Source organism: Delftia sp. PE138 (assembly GCF_018320755.1).
In the GTDB taxonomy this organism is placed as follows: domain Bacteria; phylum Pseudomonadota; class Gammaproteobacteria; order Burkholderiales; family Burkholderiaceae_C; genus Comamonas; species Comamonas tsuruhatensis.
The window spans coordinates 1479762-1503374 of sequence record NZ_JABEPN010000001.1 but is presented as its reverse complement, the minus strand read 5'-3'; the positions used below and the strand labels follow the sequence as shown (position 1 = coordinate 1503374).

Sequence of the window (23613 nt, the reverse complement as noted above, 5' to 3'; positions counted from 1 at the left end):
CAGCCAAGCTGCCACCGGCTTTTTCACGTCTGCAATCCGTGAGGAAAACCGGTAGTCGTCGGTGGACTCACGGAAAACTCACAAATTCTTCTAAATACTCACTTTTGTCAAAAATTCCAGATCATATTTACTTTTGGTAATAAAGAACCATCATGCCTCCCTTTGGTGCGTCCGGTTGTCGGCTTTTTGACAGAGCTGTTCCAGCCGGGCACCCCGTGCGTCCGTGCCTGCGGCATTCGGCGCTGTCAACGAAGCAAAAGAGAGGTTTGTATGGCTTTCACGAGAAAGGGCTGGCTGGCGCGTGCGCTGCTGTCCGGCGGCTTGCTGGCAACAGCGGCTGCCGTGGCGGCGCCGGCCGATACCGACATCCTGGTCAACCAGGATGGTCTCTATGACGGACAGGACGCATCGGCAGGGCCTGCCGGCGGCACCTTCACCTATGTGGCCAAGGTCAGGCACAACAACATCGGTCCCGACGCCGTAGGCGTCACCCTGACCGAGGTGCTGCCCGTGGGCGCCGTGTTCCAGGGCTACAGCAGCAGCCCGGGCGGCATCACCTGCACGGCACCGGCTGCCGGCACGGTGCTCACCGCAGGCAACAACACGCTGGTCTGCAACATCGGCAACCTGGCGCCCGCCGATGGCTTCAAGTCCGTGGGCTTCGAGGTCATCCTGCCGACCGTCGGCACCAACTGGCGCGCCGTGGCCAGCGCGCGCATGGCATCGCCCGACTACGACAACGACCAGAACAACACGCAGCTGGACCGCAACTTCACCACCACCGAGGCCGCCGATCTGGCCATTGCGATGGCGGCTCCCGCCAGCGTCGCCAACGGCGGCGCCTTCCAGTACGTCATCGACGTGCAGAACAAGGGCCCGTCCGAGGTCCCCGCCGGTGGCCGTACCGTGGTGCGTTTCCCCGTGCCCAACGGCGCCGTGGTCACGGGCGTGCCCTCAGGCAGCGGCTGGAGCTGCACGCCGGCCTCGGGCTATCCGCTGATCTCGGGCGAGCTCAACTGCACGCGCGGCGGCCCGGTGCTGCCAGGCGCCGTGCTGCCAGCCATCACCGTGCCGGCCATCGCCAACATGAGCGGCACCATTGCCGGCGCTGCCAGCGTCAAGGGCTACAAGGACGCCAGCACGGAGATGCCCGACGGCCAGTCCGGCAACAACACCGCCAGCGCCGCCGTGGTCTCCAGCGGCAGCGAGTTCGTGGATGTCTCGCTGCGCAAGCAGGTGGCGCCTACAGTGCTGGATGCGCTGCAGGCAACCGAGGTCACCTACACGCTGCAGCCGCGCCGCGAAGGCGGCTCCCTCGTGCCGCGCGATCTCACCGTCACCGACACCCTGCCGGCCGGCGTGACCTTCACGGGCTTCGACGGCAGCACGGCGCCCTGGAACTGCGGCCACAACAGCGGCACCATCACCTGCACTCATGCGGGCGAGTACCCGGTGGCCGGCTACGCCAACATGCAGGCCATCCGCTTCAAGGCCAGCGTGGCTGCGGGCGGGACACCCGGCACGCAGCTGGTCAACCAGGGCGTGATCGGTGTGGCACCCGGCCTCAACGAGCCCAATACGACCAACAACACGGCCAGCGCGGCCGTGGACTTCAGCAACGATGCGCGGCTGAGGCTGGCCAAGGCCGGCCCTGGCCGCCCGGTGCTGGCAGGCCAGGAGTTCGAATACACGATCACGGTGACCAACACCGGCCCCATGCCCGTGCTGCCGAATCAGCAGATCACTGTGACCGACAACCCCGCAGACGGCCGCATGGCCATCGTCAGCATGTCCGGTGCGGGCACCGGCGCGGGGGAATGGACCTGCACCACCCCGAGCTGCACCTCGACCGCGGGCCTGGCCGTGGGCGCCAGCCGCCAGATCAAGGTCAGGGCCAAGGTCACGCTGGCTTCGGGCCATCTGGACTTCACCAATAACGCCTCCGCTGGCGTGATCGGCCGGGACAATGCATCGGCCACCACCTCCGCGACCGTCACCGTGTCTGCCGACAAGGTGGATGTGGGCATCGTCAAGAGCGTGGTCAGCCCCGTGCCGCCGGCTGCCATCAAGAGCGGTGAGGAGGTCACCTACCAGCTGGTGGTGAAGAACCACTCGGCCAGCACGACGGTGACGAATGTCCGCGTGCGCGACGCGCTGCAGTCCCTGGTCAAGCAGACCGACGGCGTGCGCATCGTGGGCGGCAACCCGGTGGACGAGGCCGGCAATCCCGTGCCGTACACCTACCCGGGCGGCGGCTTTGTCTCCAGCCGCATCGTCTCCGGCGCCAACGCCAGCTGCGGCACTCCTTCGGGCGGCGTCAACAGCGAGACGCGCGATCTGACCTGCGACATCACCTCCATGGCCCCGGAGGCCGAGGTGGTGATCGAGGTCAAGATCCGCCCCAAGCGCGCCACCACCGGCACCTATGCCAACGCGGCCTCGGCCCAGTCTCTGGACATCCATGACGCCGATCCCGGCAACGATTCCTCGACGGCCAGCATCACCGTGCAGGCCATCGCGGAAATCGCAGCGCAAAAGCAGGTCTCGCCCAAGGTGGCGGCTGCGGGCGAGCCGCTGACCTATACGGTCACGGTGCCCAACTACGGCCCCTCGTCGGCCGCCAATGTCACGCTCAAGGACGTGCTGCCTGCAGACGCCATCTTCATCGGCACGCCCACGGTCTCCGGCGGCGGCACCTGCACTCCGGCTGCCACCGATGGCGTGCAGGGCGGAACGCTGGAGTGCGCCTGGGCCAATCCGCTGCCCACAGGCGCGCAGTACACCGTGACCTACAAGATGCGCTCGCGCGGCGATCTGGCGGCTGACACGGAGATCCTCAACACGGTCGCCGTCGACACCACCACCGAGGAACTGACCAAGGCCAACAACCAGGCCGAGGCCAAGGCCCGGCTCAAGCGTGCCGAGCTGGATGTGAACATCAGCATGCGCCACACGGCGGACGGCCTGGTGCTGGGTGAGGACACCGAATACACCATCACGGTGACCAACTCCGGCCCCTCCTACGCCACCCAGGTGGTCGTGACCGACAAGTTCCCCGCATCGGGCTCCACGGCCACCTTCAGCTACCAGAACGGCCTGGCGCTGGCCGGCATTCCCGGCGCCTCCGCATCCTGGTGCGGCGTGCAGCCGGCGCTGAACGCGACCAGCGGGCCTCTGCAGTGCACCATCCCCTCGCTGGCGCCGGGCCAGAGCATGACCATCAAGTTCAAGATGCGTGCACAGACCCTGCCCGACAAGGCTTCGGGCGGCACCATCTACCACGAGGCCTCGGTCAAGCCCTTCGAGACGGAATGGCTGAGCAATGGCGGCGATGTGATCGTCAACAACACCACCACCGACCGGACCTCCACCAGCCGCCAGGGCAATGCCGTGGACCTGGGGATCGGCAAGCAGGGCCCCGCCGGCCCGCTGGACGATGGCGACACGGCCAGCTACACGCTGACCGTCACCAACTACGGCCGCGATCCGCAGTCGCCCGCGGGCGGCTCGGTGACCGACGTGCTGCCCGCAGGGCTGGAGTTCGTCTCGGCCTCGGCAGGCTGCAGCTATGCCAGCGGCACGCGCACCGTGACCTGCAGCGTGCCGCAGCTGGCCCAGGGCGGCACGGCCGTCTTCACGCTGGAGACCAAGCTGGACAAGCCCTACAAGGGCGCCCGCCCGCTGGTCAACTCGGCAACGGTCTCGGTGCCCGGTGACGGCAATCCCGACAACGACAAGAGCACGACCACCACGCCGCTCAAGCCGGGGCCGGGCGGCACGGCCAGCATTCCCACGCTGTCGCAGTGGGGCCTGATGCTGATGTCGTCCCTGCTGGCGCTGATGGCGCTGGGGACCATGCGCAGGCGCGAGCGTCGGTGATGCGCCCGTGACGACAAGGGCCGGTGGCGTGATTCACGCACCGGCCTTTGTCGTCTTTGAGCGGTCCGAAGATAATGCGAGCCTATAGAGGGACACTGTTTCGCAACCGCCAGGTCGCAAGCCCGGCAACCAACACTCCAAGACCTGCCATGCTGCGTTTCTTTCTGATCTTTCTGGCCATCCAGCTGACGATGTTCGGGCTGAACCTGCTCAGTTGGGTGCAGCAGCACATCGTGCTGCCCTGGACGGCCTTCCTGGCGCACATCTGCGCCTCGCTGGTGACCTGGTTCGACAGCACGGCCTCGGCCACGGGCAAGGTGCTGTGGAACACGGCCACGGGCTTCGGCGTCTCCATCGAGGCCGGCTGCAACGGCCTGGAGGCCTACATCGTGCTGTTTGCCGCCGTGATGGCCTTCCCCTCGTCATGGCGCCAGAAGCTGGTGGGCCTGCTGGCCGGCTTCGTGGCCGTGCAGGCCATCAACGTGCTGCGCGTCATCAGCCTGTTCTACCTGGGCCAGTGGAGCACCACGGCCTTCAACTTCGCGCATGAGTACCTCTGGCAGGCACTGATCATGCTGGACGTGCTGGTGTTCTGGCTGCTGTGGGTGCGCTGGAGCGGCCGCAAGGCGCCGTCGCACGATGACGGCGGCCAGCCGCCGCTGCCGCCTGCCACGGCTGCCTCTGCCGCCGTGGCCGCCTGAGGAGCAGGCCATGATCGGACGCAATCCCATCTCGCGCTTCGCGGCCCTGGCCATGGGCGGCATCGTGGTGCTGACCCTGGCCTGGACGCTGGCGGCTGGCTGGCTGGCCGTGCCGGTGTCCGGCATGAGCAAGTGGGTGCTGGAGAACGCCGCCAACGGCTGGGTGCAGCGCGTGGACCTGGAGACGCCCCGCAACCTGGTCGTCAATTCCTCGGTCCAGGTCTCCAACGAGCAGACCGGCTGGCGCCGCGCCGAGGCCATCGTCGAGGTCGATCCCGCCCGCTACGGCTACGGCCTGCCGGTGCTGGTGGCCATGCTGCTGGCGGCCTGGGGGCCGGGCCGGTGGTGGCGCATCCTGGTGGGGTATGTGGCGCTGCTGCCCTTGCAGACCTTCAGCGTGGTCTCGCAGGTGCTGATGCAGCTGTGCCTTGCGGCGCGGCTCGACCTCAACGTGCTGGGCATACAGACATGGCAGCTGGAGGCCATCGTCTACGCCTACCAGATGGGCGGGCTGATGGTGCCCACGCTGTGCCCGGTGCTGCTGTGGCTGGCGCTGGACATGGGATTTGTGCGCCGCGTGCTGCTGCCGGCCTGGAACCGCAGCCGGGCGCCTGCCGCCGCGCCCCAGCCCATGGTGGCGCCCAAGCCCTCGGCCTGGCGTCAGACCGATGGCGCCACCACCTCCACCGGCCACCCGCTGGTGTCCTCCAGCAGCGCGGCCACCCTGCCCAAGGCCAAGGCCACCAGCGGCACGCCGCAGCGCTGAAGGCCGTGCGCGGCCGTCTTCAGGCCTGAGCGGGCATGGGCGGCAGCAGGCCGCGCTCGGTGATGAAGTCGATCACCTCGCGCAGGCCCTTGCCGCTTTTCACGCTGCCCATCACATAGGGCTTGTGGGCGCGCATGCGCTGCGTGTCGGCTTCCATGATGGACAGGTTGGCGCCCACGTAGGGCGCCAGGTCGGTCTTGTTGACCACCAGCAGATCGCTCTTGGTGATGCCGGGGCCGCCCTTGCGCGGAATCTTCTCGCCGCCGGCCACGTCGATCACGTAGATGGTCAGGTCCGACAGCTCGGGGCTGAAGGTGGCGGCCAGGTTGTCGCCGCCGCTTTCGATGAAGACGATGTCCGCCTCGGGGAACTGGCGCAGCATGCGGTCCACGGCCTCGAGGTTGATGGAGGCGTCCTCGCGGATGGCCGTGTGCGGGCAGCCGCCGGTCTCCACGCCCATGATGCGCTCGGGCGGCAGGGCCTCGGCCACCGTCAGCAGGCGCTGGTCCTCCTTGGTGTAGATGTCGTTGGTGATGACCACCAGGTCGTAGTGGGCGCGCATGGCCTTGCACAGCATCTCCAGCAGCGTGGTCTTGCCGGAGCCGACCGGGCCGCCGATGCCGACGCGCAGCGGGGGGAGTTTCTTGGTGCGGGTGTTCATGGTGGACTTGGGGTGAGTGATCAGGACCGGAAGAGCCGGGAGTACTGGTGTTCGTGCCGCGCCTGCAGCACGCTCCATTGGGGCAGCATGGTGTCCAGCCGGGGCGGCGCCTCGCTGGCGCGGCGGCGTGCCTCGCCCACGGCCTGCTCCAGCAGCGGATGCAGGGCCAGCAGCAGGCTCTGGCCCGCCACCTGGCCCAGTGGCACGGCCTTGATGGCAGCGGCCACCTGGTTCTCCAGCCAGGCAAAGCCATAGGCCAGCAGGGCATGGTCCTCGTCGGCATCCACGGCGGCGCAGGCACAGGCAAAGGCCGTGGGATAGGCCAGGCCAGGGGTGTCCACAAGGGCGCCCAGTTGTGCGATGCGGGGCGCAAAGGCCTCGCCGCCCCAGGGCACGGAGCGCAGCAGGCTGTGCAGCGACCAGCCCATCTGCAGCGTCTCGGCACGGGCCTCGCGGCTGTCGCGGCTGGCAATGAACCATTGGTTCCATTCGTGCACTGCCCCTTCGTCGCCTTCGCTCCAGGCCCGGCGCAGCAGCAGCCACAGCGGCGCCTCGCAGCGTGCAAAGCCGTGGGCCAGCGCATCGGCAATCCAGGTGCGCGCCGTGCCGGCATCCGTGACCAGGCCGTGCTCGATGGCGGCCTCCAGCCCCTGCGAATAGCTGAAGCCGCCCACGGGCAGCTGGGGCGATGCCAGGTGCAGCAGGGCGCACAGCCCCTGTATCGACAGGTCAGCCATGAGGATGGTCGTGGCCGTGCCCGTGTCCGCAGCAGCCTTTGTGATCATGGTCATGGCTGTGGTCGTGGCCATGTTCATGCCCGTGGGAATGATCGTGTGAATGGCCGTGTGCGTGCCCATGGTCATGCAGCGCATACACGCTCTGCGCCAGTGCCTGGTCCTCGGCAAAGCTGGCGTCATGGCCGTGGCGGTGGCCGCCGCCATAGGCGCCGGCCTCGGGCTCGAAGGGCGCATCCACCAGGGCCACCTGCGCACCCAGGCGCAGCAGCATGTCGTGCAGCACGGGGTCGTTTTCCAGGTGCAGGTGCGTGGGCGTGACCTCCACCGGGATATGCCGGTTGCCCAAGTGGTAGGCCGCACGCAGCAGGCCCAGCGGCGTGGCCGCCGTCACGCGCAACACCGCCTGGGGCGCCGCGCGCACGGCGACCAGGCTGCCATCCTCGGCCACCAGCACGTCGCCGCCGCGCAGCACGCTGCCGCGCGCCAGCACCACGGCCAGCTCGCGCCCCGTGGAGTCGATGGCCGCAAAGCGGCTCTTCTGGCGCATGTCCCAGTCCAGTTCCAGCGTGGCGGCGCGCCTGACCAGCACGGCGGCAAGGCCGCCGCCCTGGGGCATGTGTTTGTTGACGGTGAGCATGAATTGTTTCGTATTAACGTTCGTTATAACATTGCGAGGTCAATGACTTCCCTGGAGATTCCATCATGACCACTCTCAAACTCACCCAGGTCGGCAATTCCGTGGGCTTGATCCTGCCCAAGGAGATTCTGGCGAAGCTGAACCTGGGCAAAGGCGACACGGTGTATCTGACCGAGGTTGCCGACGGTGGCATCAAGCTTTCTCCGTATGACGAGGACTTCGGGCAGCAGATGGATGCAGCGCGCCTGATCATGAAAAAGCGGCGTGGTGTTTTGCGTGAGCTGGCGAAATGACCGGGAACATGCAGGTTTGGGTCTGGCTCAGCGAGGCCGTCATGCTGGCTGTTCACGAAGAGCAACTGACCGAGCATGGTGGCCCGGCGGGCGTGCGTGATGCCGGGTTGCTGGCATCCGCCCTGGCCAGGCCACGCCATCTGGCCGCTTATGGGGCGCCTGATGCGGCCGAGCTGGCAGCCAGCTATGGCTTTGGCATCGCGCGCAACCATCCCTTTGCGGATGGCAATAAACGCACAGCCTTTGTGGCGACCGAGCTGTTTCTCCATCTCAATGGCTGGGAATTGACGGCGGGTGACGAGTCCTGTGTGCTGACCATGGTGGCCTTGGCCGCAGGCGAACTGGACGAGGCCGGGTTCGCCCTCTGGATACGTGAGCACAGTGCGCCCTTGCCCCGCTGACCCCATTGCTCCCCCTTAAAAAAGAAAATACCGCTGCGCCATCGGCAGCTCGGTGGCGGGCTCGCAGGTCAGCAGCTGGCCGTCGGCCACGACCTGGTAGGTCTCGGGATCGACGCTGATGTCGGGCTGCCAGTCGTTGTGCACCATGTCGCGCTTGCTGACGCTGCGGCAGTTTTCCACGGCCACGGTGCGCTTGCGCAGGCCGTAGCGGTCGGCCACGCCGGCCTGCTGGGCGGCCTGCGAGACGAAGGTGAGGCTGGCTGCCGCCACGCCGCTGCCCTGGCCCGCGAACATGGGGCGGTAGTGCACGGGCTGGGGCGTGGGGATGCTGGCGTTGGGGTCGCCCATGGCGGCGCTGGCGATGCTGCCGCCCTTGAGGATGAGGCTGGGCTTGACGCCGAAGAACGCAGGCCGCCACAGCACCAGGTCGGCCAGCTTGCCGACCTCCACCGAGCCCACGACATGGGCGATGCCATGCGTGCGTGCGGGGTTGATGGTGTACTTGGCCACGTAGCGCTTGACACGGAAGTTGTCGTGGCGCGCGTTGTCGCCCGGCAGGCTGCCGCGCTGGACCTTCATCTTGTGCGCGGTCTGCCAGGTGCGCAGCACGACCTCGCCCACGCGGCCCATGGCCTGGCTGTCGCTGGAGATCATGGAGAAGGCGCCCAGGTCGTGCAGCACGTCCTCGGCGGCGATGGTCTCGCGGCGGATGCGGCTTTCGGCGAAGGCGATGTCCTCGGCAATCGAGGCGTCCAGGTGGTGGCAGACCATGAGCATGTCCAGGTGCTCGTCCAGCGTGTTCACCGTGTAGGGCCGCGTGGGGTTGGTGGACGAGGGCAGCACGTTGGCCTCGCCGCAGACCTTGATGATGTCGGGCGCGTGGCCGCCGCCCGCGCCTTCGGTGTGGTAGGTGTGGATGGTGCGGCCCTTGAAGGCGGCCACCGTGGCCTCGACGAAGCCGCCCTCGTTGAGCGTGTCGGTGTGGATGGCGACCTGGGTGTCGGTCTCGTCGGCCACGCCCAGGCAGCAGTCGATGGCGGCGGGCGTCGATCCCCAGTCCTCGTGCAGCTTCAGGCCGATGGCGCCCGCCGCGATCTGCTCGCGCAGCGGCGCGGCCTGGCTGGCGTTGCCCTTGCCCAGCAGGCCGATGTTCATGGGGTAGCCGTCCACGGCCTGCAGCATGCGCTCCATGTGCCAGGGACCGGGCGTGACCGTGGTGGCGAAGGTGCCCGTGGCCGGGCCCGTGCCGCCGCCGATCATGGTGGTCACGCCGCTGGTCAGCGCCTCGTCGATCTGCTGCGGGCAGATGAAGTGGATGTGCGTGTCGATGCCGCCGGCCGTGACGATCATGCCCTCGCCCGCAATGATTTCCGTGCCGGGGCCGATGACGATGGTCACGCCCGGCTGCATGTCCGGGTTGCCGGCCTTGCCTATGCCGGCGATCAGCCCGTTCTTGATGGCGATGTCGGCCTTGACGATGCCCCAGTGGTCGATGATCACGGCATTGGTGATGACGGTGTCGGCGCAGTCGGCGGCCATGCGCTGGCTCTGGCCCATGCCGTCGCGGATGACCTTGCCGCCGCCGAACTTGACCTCTTCGCCGTAGATCGTGTGGTCCTTCTCGATCTCGATGACCAGGGCCGTGTCGGCCAGCCGCAGGCGGTCGCCCACGGTGGGGCCGAACATCTCGGCATAGGCCTGGCGCGTGATGCTTGCCATGAATGTTCCCTTTCAGAGAGGTCCCATCACCTTGGCGTTGAAGCCATAGATGATGCGGTCGCCGGAGATTTCCACCAGTTCCACCGTGCGTTCTTGGCCCGGCTCGAAGCGCACGGCCGTGCCGGCCGCGATGTTCAGCCGCCAGCCGCGTGCGGCGGCGCGGTCGAAGTGCAGGGCCTCGTTGACCTCGAAGAAATGAAAGTGCGAGCCCACCTGCACGGGCCGGTCGCCGGTGTTGGTGACCGTGAGGGTCTGCACGGGCCGGCCTGCGTTCAGCAGGATCTCGCCGGGCTCGGCCAGCAGTTCGCCGGGGGTGATGCGCTCGGTCATGTGCGGCTCCCGCGCTCAGCCTGCCAGCGCCACGGCACCGTAGCCCATGGCGGCCACACCTGCCAGGCGTGCGGCCCAGGCCGAAGCCGTGCCGCCGCGCATGGCCCGGCCAAAGGCCACGCCCAGGGCATGCAGCACCAGCGTGGTGGCGACCATGCCCGCCATGTAGGCCCAGAACACGGCTGCGGGCAGCGCGTGGGGGAAGACCTCGCCATGCGCGTATCCGTGGAACAGCGCGAAGGCGCCGGCCAGCACCATGGCCAGGGCCACGGGCAGGCGGCGCTGGGCCACCAGCAGCAGGCCGAAGGCCAGCAGCGAGGCGGCCACCATGGGCTCCACGGCCGGCAGCTCCAGCGGGGTCTGCGTCAGCGCCAGGCCCAGCGCCATGCAGGCGGCAAAGGCCACGGGCGGCAGCCACTGGCGCTTGAGCATCAGCCCGCACCACAGGCCCAGCGCCACCATGGCCAGCAGATGGTCCAGGCCCGCAATGGGATGGGACAGCCCGGCCATCAGGGCCTGCATGGCGCCGTCGCCGGCATGCAGGTGGGCGCCGGCCCCCGTATGGGCGCTGGCAGCCGTGGCGGCGGCCAGCAGGGCCGGGGCGAGCAGGTAGTTGAAAGTGTTGCGGAATCTGAACATGGAGATCTCCTTGATCGCTATCGAGACTGGATCTGCCCACGGCACAAGCGGATGCAGCGGGCTGGTTGGGGGTGCCCAGCAAGGGCCTAAGCTGGCCGCGCCGCCCCGCAGCGATGGCGCCGTCCCCCTTGGGGGAAGCGGCGTAGCCGCTCAGGGGGTCAAACTATTGGGTGATGAACGGTGACCAGCTTGGTGCCGTCCGGGAAAGTGGCTTCGACCTGGATGTCCGGGATCATTTCTGGAATGCCCTCCATCACATCGGCGCGCGTCAGCACCGTGGTGCCCAGGTGCATGAGCTCGGCCACGGTCCTGCCGTCGCGCGCCCACTCCAGCACGGCGGCGCTGATCAGCGCCACGGCCTCGGGGTAGTTGAGCTTCAGGCCGCGCGCCTTGCGGCGCTCGGCCACCAGGGCTGCGGTGAACAGCAGCAGCTTGTCTTTTTCACGCGGGGTGAGTTCCATGGATGAGTCTCCGTTGATCAGGTGGCCCAGAGGCGGGGAGGGCGGGCAGGCATGTCCAGCAGTGCGGGGCGCAGCAGGCGCCAGCCTTCATGCAGCACGGCCCGTGCCGCCTCCATGCGCCGGGCCAGCACGCGCAGCAGCAGCACCGAGGGCGCGCCGCCCTGGCCGGCCAGCAGGCTGGCACCGGCGCGCACTTCATCGCTCCAGGGCAGGCTGGCGGCCAGTTGCTCGCTCAATGGCTCCATGGCCGCCAGGGGTTCCGGGGCCACGGCCCAGAGGCTGGCCTGTATGGGCAAGCCTGCCCAGGCAACCGGGCTGGACAGCAGGGCATGGCCGCAGTGCAGCTCGCCCTGTTCCAGCCACAGTGGCAGGCCCGCATGGCTCAGCCGGTTGTGAAGCTGCAGCCGCGCAGGCGGTGCGTCGGCATGGTTCCAGTGCTCGCCTGCGCCATAGCGGCCCAGCACCGTGGCGTCCCAGCCGATGGCGCGCGCGCCCGGCGCAAGCTCCAGGTCCAGCGCCATGGTGGCGTCGGCACCGGCGAACAGCATGTTTTCCTGCGGCAGCCATTCCAGGATGGCTCCTTCTTCCACGCGCAGCCGCACGCGCTGCGCGGCCGGGCGGCCCTGGGACTTGTACCAGCGCGTGGCGCCTGGCGTGGTCAGCAGGGCGTGGGCGCCGGGCTCCACGGTCACATCGATCTGCAACTGGTCGCCGCCAGCCACGCCGCCGGGCGGGTGCAGCAGCACGGCATGGCAGATGCCGGGGCCTTCGGGGTGCAGCGGTTTTTGCACGCGCAGCGGGCCGCTGTGGCGTGCGTGGGAAAGCACGCTGCCCTGGCCGGCGCGGTGCCCGAAGCGCAGCTCCAGCATGGCCTGCCAGCCCGAGGCGGACGTGGGCACGGCGGTGATCGGTAGCGCTGCGGACATGGGCGGGGCGGACGGTACAGGGCGTGTGGGTGGTAACGGCCTTCCGTCATGCATTTAGCGTGCCAATCCGGTGCAGTGGCGGCTGCGCCCTGCTGGTGCGCTTGCGCATCGGATTGGTGCGTGCGCTGCCATGCGCGGGGCGGAATGCGGCACGCTTGCGGTGCATTCCTGCGCCGCCGTGCCGCAGGTTGGTGCGATGCCCTACGCCCGTGCCTTGGCCTGGCGCGCCAGGCTTCTGTCCCAGGCGACCACGGCCAGCGTGCACAGGCTCAGGGCCAGGCCTGCAACGCTGGCACCCGTCCATCCCCAGTGCAGCCACACCGTCGAGCCCACGGCCGAGCCCAGCGAGGCGCCGATGAAGTACCCCGTCATGTAGACCGCATTGATGCGCGATCGCGCCGAAGGCGCCAGCGCGTAGATCACGTTCTGGTTGCTGATGTGCAGGGCCTGCAGCGCAGCATCGACGATGAGCAGCCCCGCCAGGAACCACCACAGGCTGGTGCCGCCCAGCCACAGCGCCCCCCAGCCCGCCAGCATGAGCAGGCCACCGGCCAGCGTGGTGCGCTGCTCCAGCCCCCGGTCGGCCAGCCGGCCGGCCATGTTGGCCATGAGGGCGCCGGCCACGCCGACCAGGCCGATGAGGCCGATCTGCGCATCGCCGAACCCGTAGCCCGGCCCGGCCAGCAGCAGCGCCATGGTGGAGAACAGCACGCTCACCGTGGCAAAGCCCATGCCGCCGATCAGCGCCCGGCTGCGCAGGCGCGGCTGCTCGCGCGCCAGCGTGAGCAGGGAGCGCATCACCGCGCCATAGCCGATGCGCTGGGCCGGCTGCGCCAGCGGCAGCGCGCGCCGCAGCAGCAGGGCCACGCCGGCCGTGGCCAGGGCACCGACCCAGTACACGGCATTCCAGCCGCCCAGGTCCGAGAGCACGCCGGCCACGCTGCGCGAGGCCAGGATGCCGATCAGCAGCCCGCTCATGACCAGGCCCACGGCGCGCCCGCTGGCGCCGGGCGCCGCAAAGCTGGCCGCCATGGGCACCAGCACCTGGGCCGCGACCGAGAACAGCCCGGTCATCAGCGTGCCCGCCGCCAGCAGGGTGAAGCTGTGCGCCATGCCGCTGGCCAGCATGCCCAGCGCGGCCAGCAGCATCAGGCCCAGCACCAGGCGGCGGCGTTCCAGCATGTCGCCCAGCGGCACGAGCAGCAGCAGTCCCAGCGCATAGGAGACCTGGGCCATGGTCACCGTCAGCGAGGCACGCGCCTCGCTGATGCCCAGGTCGATGGCGATGGAGTGCAGCAGCGGCTGGTTGAAGTAATTGGCGCCCGCGCACAGGCCGCAGGCCGTGGCCATGAGCAGCAGGGTGCTCTGGGGCAGCACGGGCGCGGCGGTGGCCTGCATGGGCGGCGAGGGCAGGGCGGGGGCCGGGGAGGATCTGTTCATCGGACGAATGCCTGTGGTATCTGCTGATGGGTGGCAAGCGGATGGCTCAGACCCACAGCGGCGGTCGCGCCGGCTGGGCGGTGGCGGGCAGTGCGGCCACGGCATCGACCTCGATCAGCATGCCGGGCAGGGCCAGCCGGGGCACGGGGATCAGGGTGCAGGCCGGAAAGCGCGGCAGGGTATTGCTGGGTGCGCCATCGCCGGGGGAACCATCTCCCCAATGCAGGCGCACGGCGGCCTGCCAGTCGTTGAAGCGGGCCTCCGAGTGGTCCACGATGAGCAGGGTCAGCTTGACCACCTGGCCCATGTCCGCACCCGCCGCCTGCAGCGCCAGCTTGAGGTTGGACAGCGCCTGCTGCGCCTGGTCCGCGAAGCTGTCGGGCAGGTCTCCCGCCTGGTTCTCGCCGCCCTGGCCCGAGACGAAGGCCCATTGCGCCGGCCCGTGCACGGTGACCACATGGGTGTAGCCGTTGGGCGTGGCGTCGTAGAGACCGGCGGGCTGCAGATGGTGCAGTTGCGGGGCCGTGGAAGCGGCGGGCTGTGCCGAGGCGGCTGGAAGTGCGTCGTGTTGCATGGTGGGCCTGGAGTCCGAAAGTGCGCCGGCTGGACCGGCGAGGCTTGCCAGTGTGAAACCTCAACCAAAGTTGAGGTCAAATGCAGGCCTGCTTGGACCTATTTTTCCTGCGCCTATTTTCCTGCTGCCATGAATCTGTCTTCTGCCGGTGTCACCGCGTCCGACCATGACGGGCCGGCCATCCTCTCCGTGGGCGAAGTGGCCCGGCGCAGTGGCATCTCCGTCTCGGCCCTGCATTTCTACGAGCGCCAGGGACTGATCGAGAGCCTGCGCACGCCCGGCAACCAGCGCCGCTATGCGCGTGCCGTGCTGCGGCGCGTGGCCGTCATCAGGGTGGCCCAGCGCATGGGCGTGCCGCTGGCCGAGATTGCCGAGGCGCTGCAGGAGCTGCCCAGCGGCCGCACGCCCACGCAGGCCGACTGGAGCGCGCTGTCCGCGCGCTGGCGCCATGCGCTGGATGCGCGCATCCAGGGGCTGACCCAGCTGCGCGACCAGATCGACGGCTGCATTGGCTGCGGCTGCCTGTCCCTCAAGGTCTGCCCGCTGCGCAATGACGGCGATTGCCTGGCCAAGGACGGGCCGGGGCCGCACTTTCGCTGAACAGCCTGCGCTTGGGCGTGAACAGGTCCTAGTGCTTGGGCATGGGCAGCGTGGGCGTGCGCGTGCACATCCAGCACAGCCAGCCGGCCAGCACGCCCATGACGATGCAGTAGGCGACCAGGGCCTCGGTGATGCCGATGTGGTCCGAAAGCCAGCCCAGGCCCAGGATGGGCACGATGGTGCCCAGGTAGCCGACCACCAGGTAGGTGGACAGCAGGCCCGTGCGCGTGGCCGGTGTCGAGACCTTGTTGACGATGGACATGCCCGCCAGATTGCACAGGCCGTGGCCCGCCGCCGTGGCGATCACGCTGAGCGCGAACAGCAGGGCCGAGCCCGCAAAGCTGTTGACCAGCAGCAGGAGGTTGCAGGCCACCAGGCAGGCAAAGCCCAGAATGGCCGAGCCCTTGGTCGGGCGCGGGCGCGCCAAGTACTGGAAGCCCGCCGAGAGGAACAGGATCACGCCGATGGACAGGCCCGAAACGGCCGGCCCATGCCAGGGCACCATGCGCTGCATGAAGCTGGGCGCCAGCGATGCGAACAGGCTGAACATGCCGAAGGCGCAGAACGCACACATGCCGCCCAGCGCGTAGTGGCGCGCAAAGCGGCGCTCGGGCAGGGTGATGGTGGGCATGAAATCACGCCAGTGCAGCGCGCGTGCCTGGGTGGAGGCCAGCTCCGCCGGCTCGGCAATGCGCACCTGGTACAGCGCATAGACGGCCAGCAGGCCCAGCCCCAGCGACGGAATGTAGGCCGTGACCAGCGGCCAGGGCAGCCACTGCGCGATCAGCCCGCCCACCACGGGGCCCAGCCCGAAGCCGAAGGCAATGGTCAGGCTGGTCGTGGCCGCGGCGCGCTGCAGGTCGCCCCGGTTGTTGAGCCGGGTCATGCCCACCGAGGCCGAGGTGGTGATCAGCCCCGAAGCCACGCCGATCACCACGCGGCCCAGCGCAAAGCTGGGCACGTTCCAGGCCACGGCGGAGGCCAGCACGCCCAGCGTCATCAGGATCAGGCCTGCGCGCAGCACGGCGACAAAGCCGAAGCGGTCGGTCAGCCGGCCCAGGAACAGCAGGCTGGCCAGCGCGCCGAACATGTAGGCCACGAAGATCTGCGTGATGTGGCTGGGCTGCAGCCCCCAGGCCTGCTGGTACAGCGGGTACAGCGGGCTGGCCAGGGCCGTGCCCATGACACCCACGCACATGGAAAAACACACCCACGCATAGGGCGGCCAACGGGTTTGCATAGAAAAAGGGAACGCGAAGAAGACGAAAGCGAGGGAAAGAGGCGCCGCGCAGGCCTTGCGCCCCGAGGCGCCGCGGCACTGTCCGGGAGCGCATGGAATCTGGAATGACCCGCAGGCCAATGGGTGAATTCTAAGAAACCCGCGTGTCCTGGGTGTTTCGCCGCCTCCGAGCCCCTGGCATGCACCCGGGCATACCGCTGGCATCGTGCGCCAGGCGGGCGGGTGTACCCTGTGGCCGTCCCTGTGTTTTCCCTTGTCCAGAGAGTCCGGCATGCCAGTTCCACCCACCGCCTTCATCACCTGCCCGCCATCGCGCAAGGCGGCTGGGGCCGCGCTTGCCGCCTGCGCGCTGCTGCTGGCCGGTTGCGACTCGGTAGGCGGCGGCGTGGGCATAGGCATTCCCGTCGGCCCGGTATCGGTGGGCGTCGGGCTGGGCAGCGGCGGGCTGAGCGCCGGTGTCGGCACGGGCGTGGGGCCGCTGGGCGTTGGCGTGGGCGTCAACCAGAGCGGCCAGGTCCTGGGCAGCGCCGGCGTGGGCGCCTCCACGGGCGTGGGCGGCGCGCGGGTGGGTGTGGGCGTGGGCTCGTCCACCGTGCTGCACGACCCGCAGCGCCCCGCCACCCAAACACCGCAGGAGCCCGCACCTGCAGCGCCCTCCCAGACACCCGCCAGCCAGCTGCAATGGCGCGACGCCAGCGGTCAGGTCGTACCGGCCTGCCGCGTCGACGGGCGTTGCTAACGCTTAAGCGTATGCGTCGCCCTGGAAGGTGCGCCTGGCCCAGCCTAGGGCAGCCGCTCAGGGGGAGCTTCGGTTCACCCCGCCCAGACGATACGGTCCCGGCCCGCGTTCTTGGCGAGGTACAGGCGCCGGTCGGCATCGGCCAGCAATTGGTCGGCGCTGTTGTCGGGCGAAGGCGCCATGCTGGCCACACCCAGGCTGACGGTCAGCGCATGGCCCAGGGGCGAGGCGGCGTGGGGCAGGTCCAGCGCCCTGAGCGCATCGACGATGCCCTGCGCAACCAGCACCGCGCCGTCCAGCGCCGTATGGGGCAGCAGGCAGACGAATTCCTCGCCGCCATAGCGCGCCAGCAGGTCGCCAGGCCGGTGCAGCGCGCCCTGTATGGCCTGGGACAGCTGGCTCAGGCATTCATCGCCGACCAGATGGCCGTAGTGGTCGTTGTAGGCCTTGAAGTGGTCCACATCGATCATCACCAGCGACAGCGGCTCGCCCAGCCGCTGCAGGCGCATGAACTCGCGCTCCAGCTGGGCGCCGAAAAAGCGCCGGTTGGCCGTGCCCGTCAGCCCGTCGCTGTGCGAGAGCAGCTGCAGCATCTTGCGCTGCTGTGCAATCTCCAGATGCGTGCGCACACGCGCCTTGAGCACGGGCGGGCGAAAGGGCTTGGTCACGAAATCCACCGCGCCCAGGTTCAGTCCCAGTTCCTCGCAATGGGGCTCGGTCAGCGCCGTGAGAAAGATGACGGGGATGTGGGCGGTTTCCAGGTCCGCCTTTAGGCGCCGGCAGACCTCGAAGCCGTCCATCTCGGGCATGCGGATGTCCAGCAGGATGAGGTCGGGCAGGTACTGGCGGGCCAGGGTCAGCGCGTCCTCGCCCGTGTGGGCCATGAGCACGCTGCACAGATCCTTGATCACCTGGCAGATGATGGCGGCGTTGTCCGGGACGTCGTCCACCACAAGCACCTTCTGCCCGGCAGGCAAGGGCTGTAGCGGGTTGGGCAGCGTAGGGGGGAAGGCGGAGTAGGGCATGGCCGGTGGGATTTCGGGCCGAGAATACCCCGGAACCCGCAGCCCTGGATAGGGCGCAGGAGGTCTGGACAATTTGTAAAGATCTCTGTCTTCGGCAGGCAGGCGGCCCGGTGGCCTCAGGCGTATAGAGGCTCTTCCTGCATCGCCTCGATCTGCTCGTTGAGCATGTCCACCTGCCCGCGCCAGTAGTCGGGCGTGCCGAACCAGGGGAAGTTGATGGCAAAGATCGGGTCGTCCTGGCGCCGCGCCAGCCAGGCGCTGTAGTGGATGAGGCGCAGCGTGCGCAGCGGCTCGATCAGGGCCAGCTCGCGGCGGTCGAAGGGGCGGAACTGTTCATAGCCATCCAGCAGGGCCCCCAGCTGGCGCGTGCGCTGGCTGCGGTCGCCCGACAGCAGCATCCACAGGTCCTGCACGGCCGGGCCCGTGCGCGCATCGTCCAGGTCCACGAAGTGCGGGCCGCCATGGCCTTCGTCGTCCAGCGGCGTCCACAGCACGTTGCCGGGATGGCAGTCGCCGTGCAGGCGCAGCGTGCGCGCGCTGTGCAGGCCGAAGTGGCCGGCTGCGCTCAGGCCGTCGGCAGCGGGTGCCATCAGCTCAAGGGCGCGCTGGCAGGCGGCTTTCCAGGTGGATTCCACCTCCAGCGGAATCATTTTCCGGTCCAGCAGCCATTGCATGGAGTCGTGGCCGAAGGTGGCCAGATCCAGCGCGGGCCGGTGCACAAACGGGCGGGCTTCGCCCACGGTGTGGATGCGGGCCAGGAAGCGCCCGGTCCACTCCAGCACCTCGAAATCGTCCAGCTCGGGCGGGCGGCCACCGCGCCAGGGGCTGACCGAGAAATCAAAGCCCGCGTAGCTGTGCAGCGTGGCACCTGCCAGCACCAGCGGGGGCACGGCAGGCACTTCGGCGGCCGTCAGCTCGGCGCTGAAGGCGTGCTCCTCCAGGATCTGATCGCGGCTCCAGCGGCCCGGGCGGTAGAACTTCAGCACCACGCGTTCGCCGTCCTCCAGCACGGCCTGGTAGACGCGGTTTTCGTAGGAGGCCAGGGCCGTGAGCCGGCCATCGCCCCACAGGCCGACCGAGGCCAGTGCGTCGAGCACGGCGTCGGGCGTGAGCCGGGCATAGGCGTGCGAACCGGCATCGGGGACGGCACTCAGATCAGGATCGTATGGTGTGGCAGACATGGGGCGATTGTCGCCGGGCTGGCTTAAGCTTTGCGTCCGCCCGACAACGCCGATCCGCCCGCCGTGCCGCTGCTGCCCCACTTCCTGCAATCCCATGCCATCGCCAGTGCGGCCGGGCCATCCGACGACTGGAGCGCCTGGCACCTCGGCCGTGGCCGCTATGCGGTCTGGGTGGTGACGATGCAGGCGCTGACCCCGCCTGTGCGCGACGCCGTGCAAGCCGCCTGTGCGCAGGCACGCCGCTGGCTGGGCGCGGCGCTGGTCCCGCACTGCCAGCGGCAACTGCACGTGACCCTGGCCACCGCGGGCTTTCTGGATGGCGGTGCGCAACTGCCGCAGGCCTACGGCGCGGCGCAACTGTCGCGCGACCTGCTCGCGCTGCAGCACCTGCCGGCCGCGCCGCTGCAGCTGGAGTTCGGTGGCTGGGGAAGTTTCGAGATGGCGCCATACCTTCAGGTGCGCGACGGCAGGCCGGACGGCTGCACGCTGCATGGACTGCATGGCGTGCTCGCGCAGACAGGGCCAGGGCTGGCGCTGACCGAGGCGATGCGCCCCTACGTGCCCCATGTGACGCTGGGCGCCTGGAGCGCTGCCTGGCCCCGTGACCAGGTGCTGCAATGGATGAGCGGCCTGCCAATGCAGGAGCACTGGCAGGCCGCCGTGGGCGAGATCGCGCTGGTCAGCTATGCAGCCGATGTGCTGCACGGGCCGTTGACCTGCCACGCCCGCTACGACCTCCTGGGCCGCAGGTTGCACTGGCTGCAGAGGCCGGACTGGGCCTGATCAGGCCAGGGTGATCTGCACGTCGATGTTGCCGCGCGTGGCGTTGGAGTAGGGGCAGACCTGGTGGGCCGCGTCCACCAGGGCCTGGGCGGCGGCCCTGTCCATGCCGGGCAGGCTGACCTTCAGGCGCGCGGCGATGCCGTAGGCGTTGGGGATGGTGCCCAGGTCCACTTCGGCGTCGATGGCCAGGTCCTGGGGCAGGCTGATCTTCTGCTTGCCGGCCACGGCCTTGATGGCGCCGATGAAGCAGGCCGAGTAGCCGGCGGCGAACAGTTGCTCGGGGTTGGTGCCCGTGCCGCTGGTGCCCGGCGAGGACAGGGTCACATCCAGGCGTCCGTCATCGGTGCGCGAGGCGCCGTCGCGGCCGCCGGTGGTGTGGGCACGTGCGGTGTACAGGACTTTTTCGAGCTGGGCCATGGTGTCTTCCTTTTGCAAAGTTGTCCGGCGGTGCGGACGGGTGGAGGAAATCGTCTGCGGGTGGTCGTCAATCGCTGCGGCGCGGCACCAGCCGCTGGCGCAGTGCGCCCAGTTGCTGCGTCAGCGCCTGCAACTCGGGCAGCGTGCACTGCGTGCTCTGCAGCACGCAGGCGGGAATCTTTTCAGCCGCATCGCGCAGCGCCCGGCCTTGCGGCGTGAGCGTGATGCGCACGCGCCTCTCGTCATGCGCATCGCGCACCCGCTCCAGCAGGCCCGCGCCTTCCAGGCGCTTGAGCAACGGGGTCAGCGTGCCCGAATCCAGATACAGCTGTTCGCCGATCTCGGACACGGTCAGGCCGTCGCGCTCCCACAGCACCAGCATCACCAGGTACTGCGGATAGGTCAGGCCGATGCCATCGAGCAGGGGCTTGTACAGCTTGGTCATGGCCAGCGATGCCGAGTACAGCGCGAAGCAGACCTGGTTGTCCAGGCGCAGAAGCTCGGAGCTGTCGAGAGGAAGGGGGTGGCTGCTGGGCATGGGTTGAATTATTGCTGTCAATTAAATTGTGCACAACTTAATTTGAAAAACCCCTTCGGATCGGAAGGTGAAGATCCGCAGGGGTCGAGGGACCGAGGGGGCCTATCGGCCCGTGAAGCGAGCGGGGCGTTTTTCGATGAAGGAGCGCACGCCCTCGGCCGCATCCTCGCTGCTGGCCAGGCGCTGCTGCACGGGAATGAAGTCGGCCACGGCGGCGGCCTGGCCCAGCTCGATGGCCTTGAGCACATTGAGCCGCGTGGCCACCACGGCCTGCGGGGCCTGGGCGGCAATGCGCTCGGCAATGCGCAGCGCCTCGGCCAGCTCCTCGCCGGCCGGCACCACCTTCTGCACGAAGTTCAGGCGATAGGCCTCGGCGCTGTCGAATTCGTCGGCCGTCAGCAGGTGCAGCATGGCATTGCCCACGCCCGCACGTTCGGCCATGCGCAGCGTGGCGCCGCCCGTGGGCATGATGCAGCGCTGCACCTCCAGCTGGGAAAAGCGGCAGTCATCGGCCGCGACCACGATGTCGGCGCCCAGCATCAGCTCGATGCCCACCGTGAAGCAAATGCCCTTGACCGCCACCACCATGGGCTTGGCGCGGCGCCGGTAGCCGACCAGGCCGTAGTCGTGCGGCTCCACCAGGCCTTGCGGGATGGCCTTCCTGCCCGAGCGCAGGTACTCCGCCATCACCGGCAGGTCCAGCCCCGCCGTGAAATGGCTGCCGAACGCATGCAGCACGCCCACGCGCAATTGCGGGTCGTCGTCCAGCCGGGTATAGGCCTCGGCCAGCTGCTGGAACATGGGGGGCGTCCAGCCGTTGCGCTTGGCGGGACGGTTGATGCCGATCAGCAGCACATGGCCGCGCACTTCGCAGCTGATGCAGCCTTCGGGCGGCGGGGTGGGGGTGTTGATGTCCATGGTTGTCTCCTGCGCATGGACCTTAGAGCAGGCCAGGGATGGGTGCAGTCGCGCAGAGGACGGTTGAAAACGAAATGAATATCTAAGCAATGCTTTCGTTTTCTGAGGTTTGGGAAGCTGATCGATGAAAATCGATAAGTTCGTTTCGATTCATTGCCAGCGCCATTGCCGATCGATAAGATCGAAACCATGCTTTCGATTTCATTGAAGCCATGAAGATCTCCATCGACTCTGTGGATGCACTCGGTGACGCGGTATGGGCCGTTCGCAAGGCGCGGCGCTTGCGCCAGGACGATGCAGCAGGCGCCGCAGGCGTGAGCCATGTCTTTGTGCGGGACGTGGAGCGCGGCAAGCCCACGGTCCAGTTTGGGCGCGTGCTGCAACTGCTGTCCGAACTGGGAATCGAGGTGCTCATCGACCTTCCCGAGGGAACCGAGCAGGCCTATCTGCAGCGCCGCCAGGCCAGGCTGCCACCTGAGTCCCATGGTTCCCACGAGTACCGAACGCGCCAGGGCGCACCGGACGGAGGGCCAGCCGCTGAAGTCAGGGAGGAGCCCGGTGCCCGCGACTCGGACGATGCGTTCTTCCGCACCGCCTTCGAAAAGAACAGGCCGTGACCGCACGCATCCTGGACGTATTCATCAACGGCCGGCTTGCCGGAAAGCTGGTCGAAAACAGGGATGTCTGGGGCTTTGCCTATGAGGAGGAGTGGATGGGCGACCCTCGCGCTTTCCCATTGGCGCCCGGCATTTCCTTGGCAAAGCGCAGGCACATCGACGGATCTACGCACCGCAGCGTCCAATGGTTCTTCGACAACCTGCTGCCCGAGGAAGCACTGCGCAGTGCGATCAGCAAAGAGCTGGAGGTGAATGAGCACGATGCCTTCGGCCTTTTGCAGGCCCTTGGCGCGGAATCGGCCGGATCCCTGGTCCTGCTGCCGCCTGGGGCGGGTGCAGCCGAGCGCGGCGCAAGGAGGCTGGAGTTCGGCGAACTGTCACTAAGACTCAGGAACTTGCCGCGCACATCCTTGCATGCCGGATCACCCAAGCGCATGTCCCTGGCTGGAGCGCAGCACAAAATGGTGGTGCTGTACGACGAGAAAACCGCTCGCCTGCAGGAACCCTTCCAAGGGACGGCTTCCAGCCATATCCTCAAGCCGGACTCCACGGCCGAAGGCTATCCGCACTCGACCGTCAACGAGGCCTTCACCATGAAGCTTGCCGGGCGCCTGGGGCTTGATGTGCCGCCGGTACACCTGCTGTACACGCCCGAGCCGGCCTATGTCATCAACCGCTTTGACCGCGTGTTTGATGAAGCGTCCCAAGAGTGGCTGCGACTGCATGTGGTGGATGCCTGCCAACTGCTCGACCTGGCCCGGACTTTCAAATATCAAGGAGCCAGCATCCAGACACTGGCGTCGTTGATGGACCGCTGCCGCGAAAAGGCGCAAGCCCGGATGGGCATCTATCAGTGGCTGCTGTTCAACACCCTGGTGGGCAACAGCGACAGTCATCTGAAGAATCTGTCGTTCCTGGTGGACCGGGGCGGCGTCAGGCTGGCGCCGTTCTACGATCTCCTGAGCACCGCCGTCTATCACACGCGGGCTTACGCCGATGAACATGCGGTATGGCCACAGGAGCGGCTGACGGTTCCGCTTGCGGGTGCGGCCTTCTTTGCCGACGTGACCTACGGAAAGCTGCTGGCCGCAGGTACGGCCTTGGGCCTGACCCAGAGCACAAGCGGACGTGTGCTCGACAGGATGCTTGGCATGCTGGCTCCGCAGGCCGATACGTTGATCGCAGAATTCGAGGCTGGCCAGCTCCACCAGCCTGCCGACTCTGCAATGGACCATTCCACAAGAAGTGCCCACCTGAGAATGCTCAGGTCGATACGTCACATCGTCATCGAGGACATGCTGGCGCTGGTGCGCAAAACCAAGTAGCGCGCGGCCACCAAAACAAAAGGCGAAGGCCAGCCTGAGCTGCCTTCGCCTTCGCTTGGCCTTGGG

General features: G+C 68.1%; 26 protein-coding genes. 10 read left to right on the top strand and 16 right to left on the bottom strand.

Annotated elements, in window-relative coordinates; all coding sequences use genetic code 11:
• Positions 1-270 precede the first annotated feature (270 nt).
• From HFGMBDPB_RS06785 to HFGMBDPB_RS06775, 3 genes are all read left to right on the top strand, one after another.
• The gene (locus HFGMBDPB_RS06785; RefSeq protein WP_212645106.1) at positions 271-3879 is read left to right on the top strand and encodes an IPTL-CTERM sorting domain-containing protein; all 3609 of its coding nucleotides are present in this window, start codon (positions 271-273) and stop codon (positions 3877-3879) included.
• Between the two features lie 149 nt (positions 3880-4028).
• Positions 4029-4580 (top strand): exosortase H, encoded by a 552-nt coding sequence (xrtH, locus tag HFGMBDPB_RS06780; RefSeq protein WP_017407194.1) that lies wholly within the window; start codon positions 4029-4031, stop codon positions 4578-4580.
• Positions 4581-4590: 10 nt separating this feature from the next.
• Positions 4591-5346 (top strand): exosortase H-associated membrane protein, encoded by a 756-nt coding sequence (locus tag HFGMBDPB_RS06775; protein WP_212645105.1) that lies wholly within the window; start codon positions 4591-4593, stop codon positions 5344-5346.
• Between the two features lie 19 nt (positions 5347-5365).
• Here HFGMBDPB_RS06775 and ureG read toward each other — a convergent pair whose 3' ends face one another.
• The 3 genes from ureG to ureE are packed head-to-tail and all read right to left on the bottom strand — an operon-like array spanning position 5366 to position 7381.
• Positions 5366-6007 carry an urease accessory protein UreG gene (ureG, locus tag HFGMBDPB_RS06770; protein WP_016446573.1) on the bottom strand — a complete coding sequence of 214 codons (642 nt, stop codon included), beginning with the start codon at positions 6005-6007 and terminating at the stop codon, positions 5366-5368.
• A 20-nt stretch (positions 6008-6027) separates the two neighbouring features.
• On the bottom strand, positions 6028-6744 hold the full coding sequence (locus HFGMBDPB_RS06765; protein ID WP_043789353.1) for an urease accessory protein UreF: 717 nt from the start codon (positions 6742-6744) through the stop codon (positions 6028-6030).
• Positions 6737-7381, bottom strand: a complete 645-nt coding sequence (ureE, locus tag HFGMBDPB_RS06760; protein WP_046239194.1) for an urease accessory protein UreE — start codon at positions 7379-7381, stop codon at positions 6737-6739. Before ureE ends, HFGMBDPB_RS06765 begins: the two co-directional genes overlap by 8 nt.
• A 65-nt stretch (positions 7382-7446) precedes the next feature.
• Here ureE and HFGMBDPB_RS06755 point away from each other — a divergent pair, with 65 nt between their 5' ends.
• Complete coding sequence (locus tag HFGMBDPB_RS06755) at positions 7447-7674, top strand: AbrB/MazE/SpoVT family DNA-binding domain-containing protein (RefSeq protein ID WP_016446570.1); 228 nt, start codon at positions 7447-7449, stop codon at positions 7672-7674.
• Positions 7671-8075 carry a type II toxin-antitoxin system death-on-curing family toxin gene (locus HFGMBDPB_RS06750; protein WP_034366858.1) on the top strand — a complete coding sequence of 135 codons (405 nt, stop codon included), beginning with the start codon at positions 7671-7673 and terminating at the stop codon, positions 8073-8075. The genes HFGMBDPB_RS06755 and HFGMBDPB_RS06750 overlap by 4 nt, the downstream gene beginning before the upstream one ends.
• A gap of 15 nt (positions 8076-8090) precedes the next feature.
• On the opposite strand, the gene ureC is transcribed toward HFGMBDPB_RS06750, so the two are convergent.
• The 7 genes from ureC to HFGMBDPB_RS06715 form a co-directional block, all read right to left on the bottom strand.
• Entirely contained in the window at positions 8091-9794 is a 1704-nt protein-coding gene (gene ureC, locus HFGMBDPB_RS06745) for an urease subunit alpha (RefSeq protein WP_012203113.1), read from the bottom strand.
• A gap of 12 nt (positions 9795-9806) precedes the next feature.
• Positions 9807-10112 carry an urease subunit beta gene (locus HFGMBDPB_RS06740; RefSeq protein ID WP_026062842.1) on the bottom strand — a complete coding sequence of 102 codons (306 nt, stop codon included), beginning with the start codon at positions 10110-10112 and terminating at the stop codon, positions 9807-9809.
• A gap of 27 nt (positions 10113-10139) precedes the next feature.
• Positions 10140-10763, bottom strand: a complete 624-nt coding sequence (locus HFGMBDPB_RS06735) for a HupE/UreJ family protein (RefSeq protein WP_017407198.1) — start codon at positions 10761-10763, stop codon at positions 10140-10142.
• A gap of 158 nt (positions 10764-10921) precedes the next feature.
• A complete protein-coding gene (locus tag HFGMBDPB_RS06730; protein ID WP_012203116.1) occupies positions 10922-11224 on the bottom strand; it encodes an urease subunit gamma in 303 nt (100 codons plus the stop codon).
• Positions 11225-11241: 17 nt separating this feature from the next.
• Positions 11242-12150, bottom strand: coding sequence for an urease accessory protein UreD (locus HFGMBDPB_RS06725; RefSeq protein WP_212645104.1), 909 nt, complete (start codon positions 12148-12150; stop codon positions 11242-11244).
• Between the two features lie 201 nt (positions 12151-12351).
• Positions 12352-13590: an MFS transporter gene (locus tag HFGMBDPB_RS06720; protein ID WP_160851696.1), complete on the bottom strand. Its 1239-nt coding sequence runs from the start codon at positions 13588-13590 to the stop codon at positions 12352-12354.
• A gap of 46 nt (positions 13591-13636) precedes the next feature.
• Positions 13637-14164 (bottom strand): RidA family protein, encoded by a 528-nt coding sequence (locus HFGMBDPB_RS06715; protein ID WP_061287165.1) that lies wholly within the window; start codon positions 14162-14164, stop codon positions 13637-13639.
• A gap of 129 nt (positions 14165-14293) precedes the next feature.
• On the opposite strand from HFGMBDPB_RS06715, the gene soxR reads away from it, so the two are divergent.
• Positions 14294-14764 (top strand): redox-sensitive transcriptional activator SoxR, encoded by a 471-nt coding sequence (gene soxR, locus HFGMBDPB_RS06710; RefSeq protein ID WP_017407202.1) that lies wholly within the window; start codon positions 14294-14296, stop codon positions 14762-14764.
• Positions 14765-14792: 28 nt separating this feature from the next.
• Here soxR and HFGMBDPB_RS06705 read toward each other — a convergent pair whose 3' ends face one another.
• Positions 14793-16004 (bottom strand): MFS transporter, encoded by a 1212-nt coding sequence (locus tag HFGMBDPB_RS06705; protein ID WP_502757458.1) that lies wholly within the window; start codon positions 16002-16004, stop codon positions 14793-14795.
• A gap of 271 nt (positions 16005-16275) precedes the next feature.
• Here HFGMBDPB_RS06705 and HFGMBDPB_RS06700 point away from each other — a divergent pair, with 271 nt between their 5' ends.
• Positions 16276-16743: a hypothetical protein gene (locus HFGMBDPB_RS06700; RefSeq protein ID WP_212645103.1), complete on the top strand. Its 468-nt coding sequence runs from the start codon at positions 16276-16278 to the stop codon at positions 16741-16743.
• Between the two features lie 74 nt (positions 16744-16817).
• On the opposite strand, the gene HFGMBDPB_RS06695 is transcribed toward HFGMBDPB_RS06700, so the two are convergent.
• A complete protein-coding gene (locus HFGMBDPB_RS06695) occupies positions 16818-17768 on the bottom strand; it encodes a diguanylate cyclase (protein WP_016446559.1) in 951 nt (316 codons plus the stop codon).
• A gap of 116 nt (positions 17769-17884) precedes the next feature.
• The gene (locus HFGMBDPB_RS06690; RefSeq protein ID WP_016446558.1) at positions 17885-18949 is read right to left on the bottom strand and encodes a serine/threonine protein kinase; all 1065 of its coding nucleotides are present in this window, start codon (positions 18947-18949) and stop codon (positions 17885-17887) included.
• Between the two features lie 30 nt (positions 18950-18979).
• On the opposite strand from HFGMBDPB_RS06690, the gene HFGMBDPB_RS06685 reads away from it, so the two are divergent.
• Positions 18980-19732 (top strand): 2'-5' RNA ligase family protein, encoded by a 753-nt coding sequence (locus tag HFGMBDPB_RS06685; RefSeq protein ID WP_212645102.1) that lies wholly within the window; start codon positions 18980-18982, stop codon positions 19730-19732.
• Here HFGMBDPB_RS06685 and HFGMBDPB_RS06680 read toward each other — a convergent pair whose 3' ends face one another.
• The 3 genes from HFGMBDPB_RS06680 to HFGMBDPB_RS06670 all read right to left on the bottom strand — a co-directional run bounded on the left by HFGMBDPB_RS06680 (position 19733) and on the right by HFGMBDPB_RS06670 (position 21605).
• The gene (locus HFGMBDPB_RS06680) at positions 19733-20149 is read right to left on the bottom strand and encodes an organic hydroperoxide resistance protein (RefSeq protein ID WP_016451896.1); all 417 of its coding nucleotides are present in this window, start codon (positions 20147-20149) and stop codon (positions 19733-19735) included.
• Positions 20150-20216: 67 nt separating this feature from the next.
• Positions 20217-20687, bottom strand: coding sequence for a MarR family winged helix-turn-helix transcriptional regulator (locus tag HFGMBDPB_RS06675; RefSeq protein ID WP_016446555.1), 471 nt, complete (start codon positions 20685-20687; stop codon positions 20217-20219).
• A 102-nt stretch (positions 20688-20789) separates the two neighbouring features.
• Complete coding sequence (locus HFGMBDPB_RS06670) at positions 20790-21605, bottom strand: crotonase/enoyl-CoA hydratase family protein (protein WP_047218472.1); 816 nt, start codon at positions 21603-21605, stop codon at positions 20790-20792.
• A gap of 212 nt (positions 21606-21817) precedes the next feature.
• On the opposite strand from HFGMBDPB_RS06670, the gene HFGMBDPB_RS06665 reads away from it, so the two are divergent.
• Entirely contained in the window at positions 21818-22222 is a 405-nt protein-coding gene (locus tag HFGMBDPB_RS06665) for a helix-turn-helix domain-containing protein (protein ID WP_016446553.1), read from the top strand.
• On the top strand, positions 22219-23547 hold the full coding sequence (locus HFGMBDPB_RS06660) for a HipA domain-containing protein (protein ID WP_016446552.1): 1329 nt from the start codon (positions 22219-22221) through the stop codon (positions 23545-23547). The genes HFGMBDPB_RS06665 and HFGMBDPB_RS06660 overlap by 4 nt, the downstream gene beginning before the upstream one ends.
• The last annotated feature ends 66 nt before the right edge of the window (positions 23548-23613 follow it).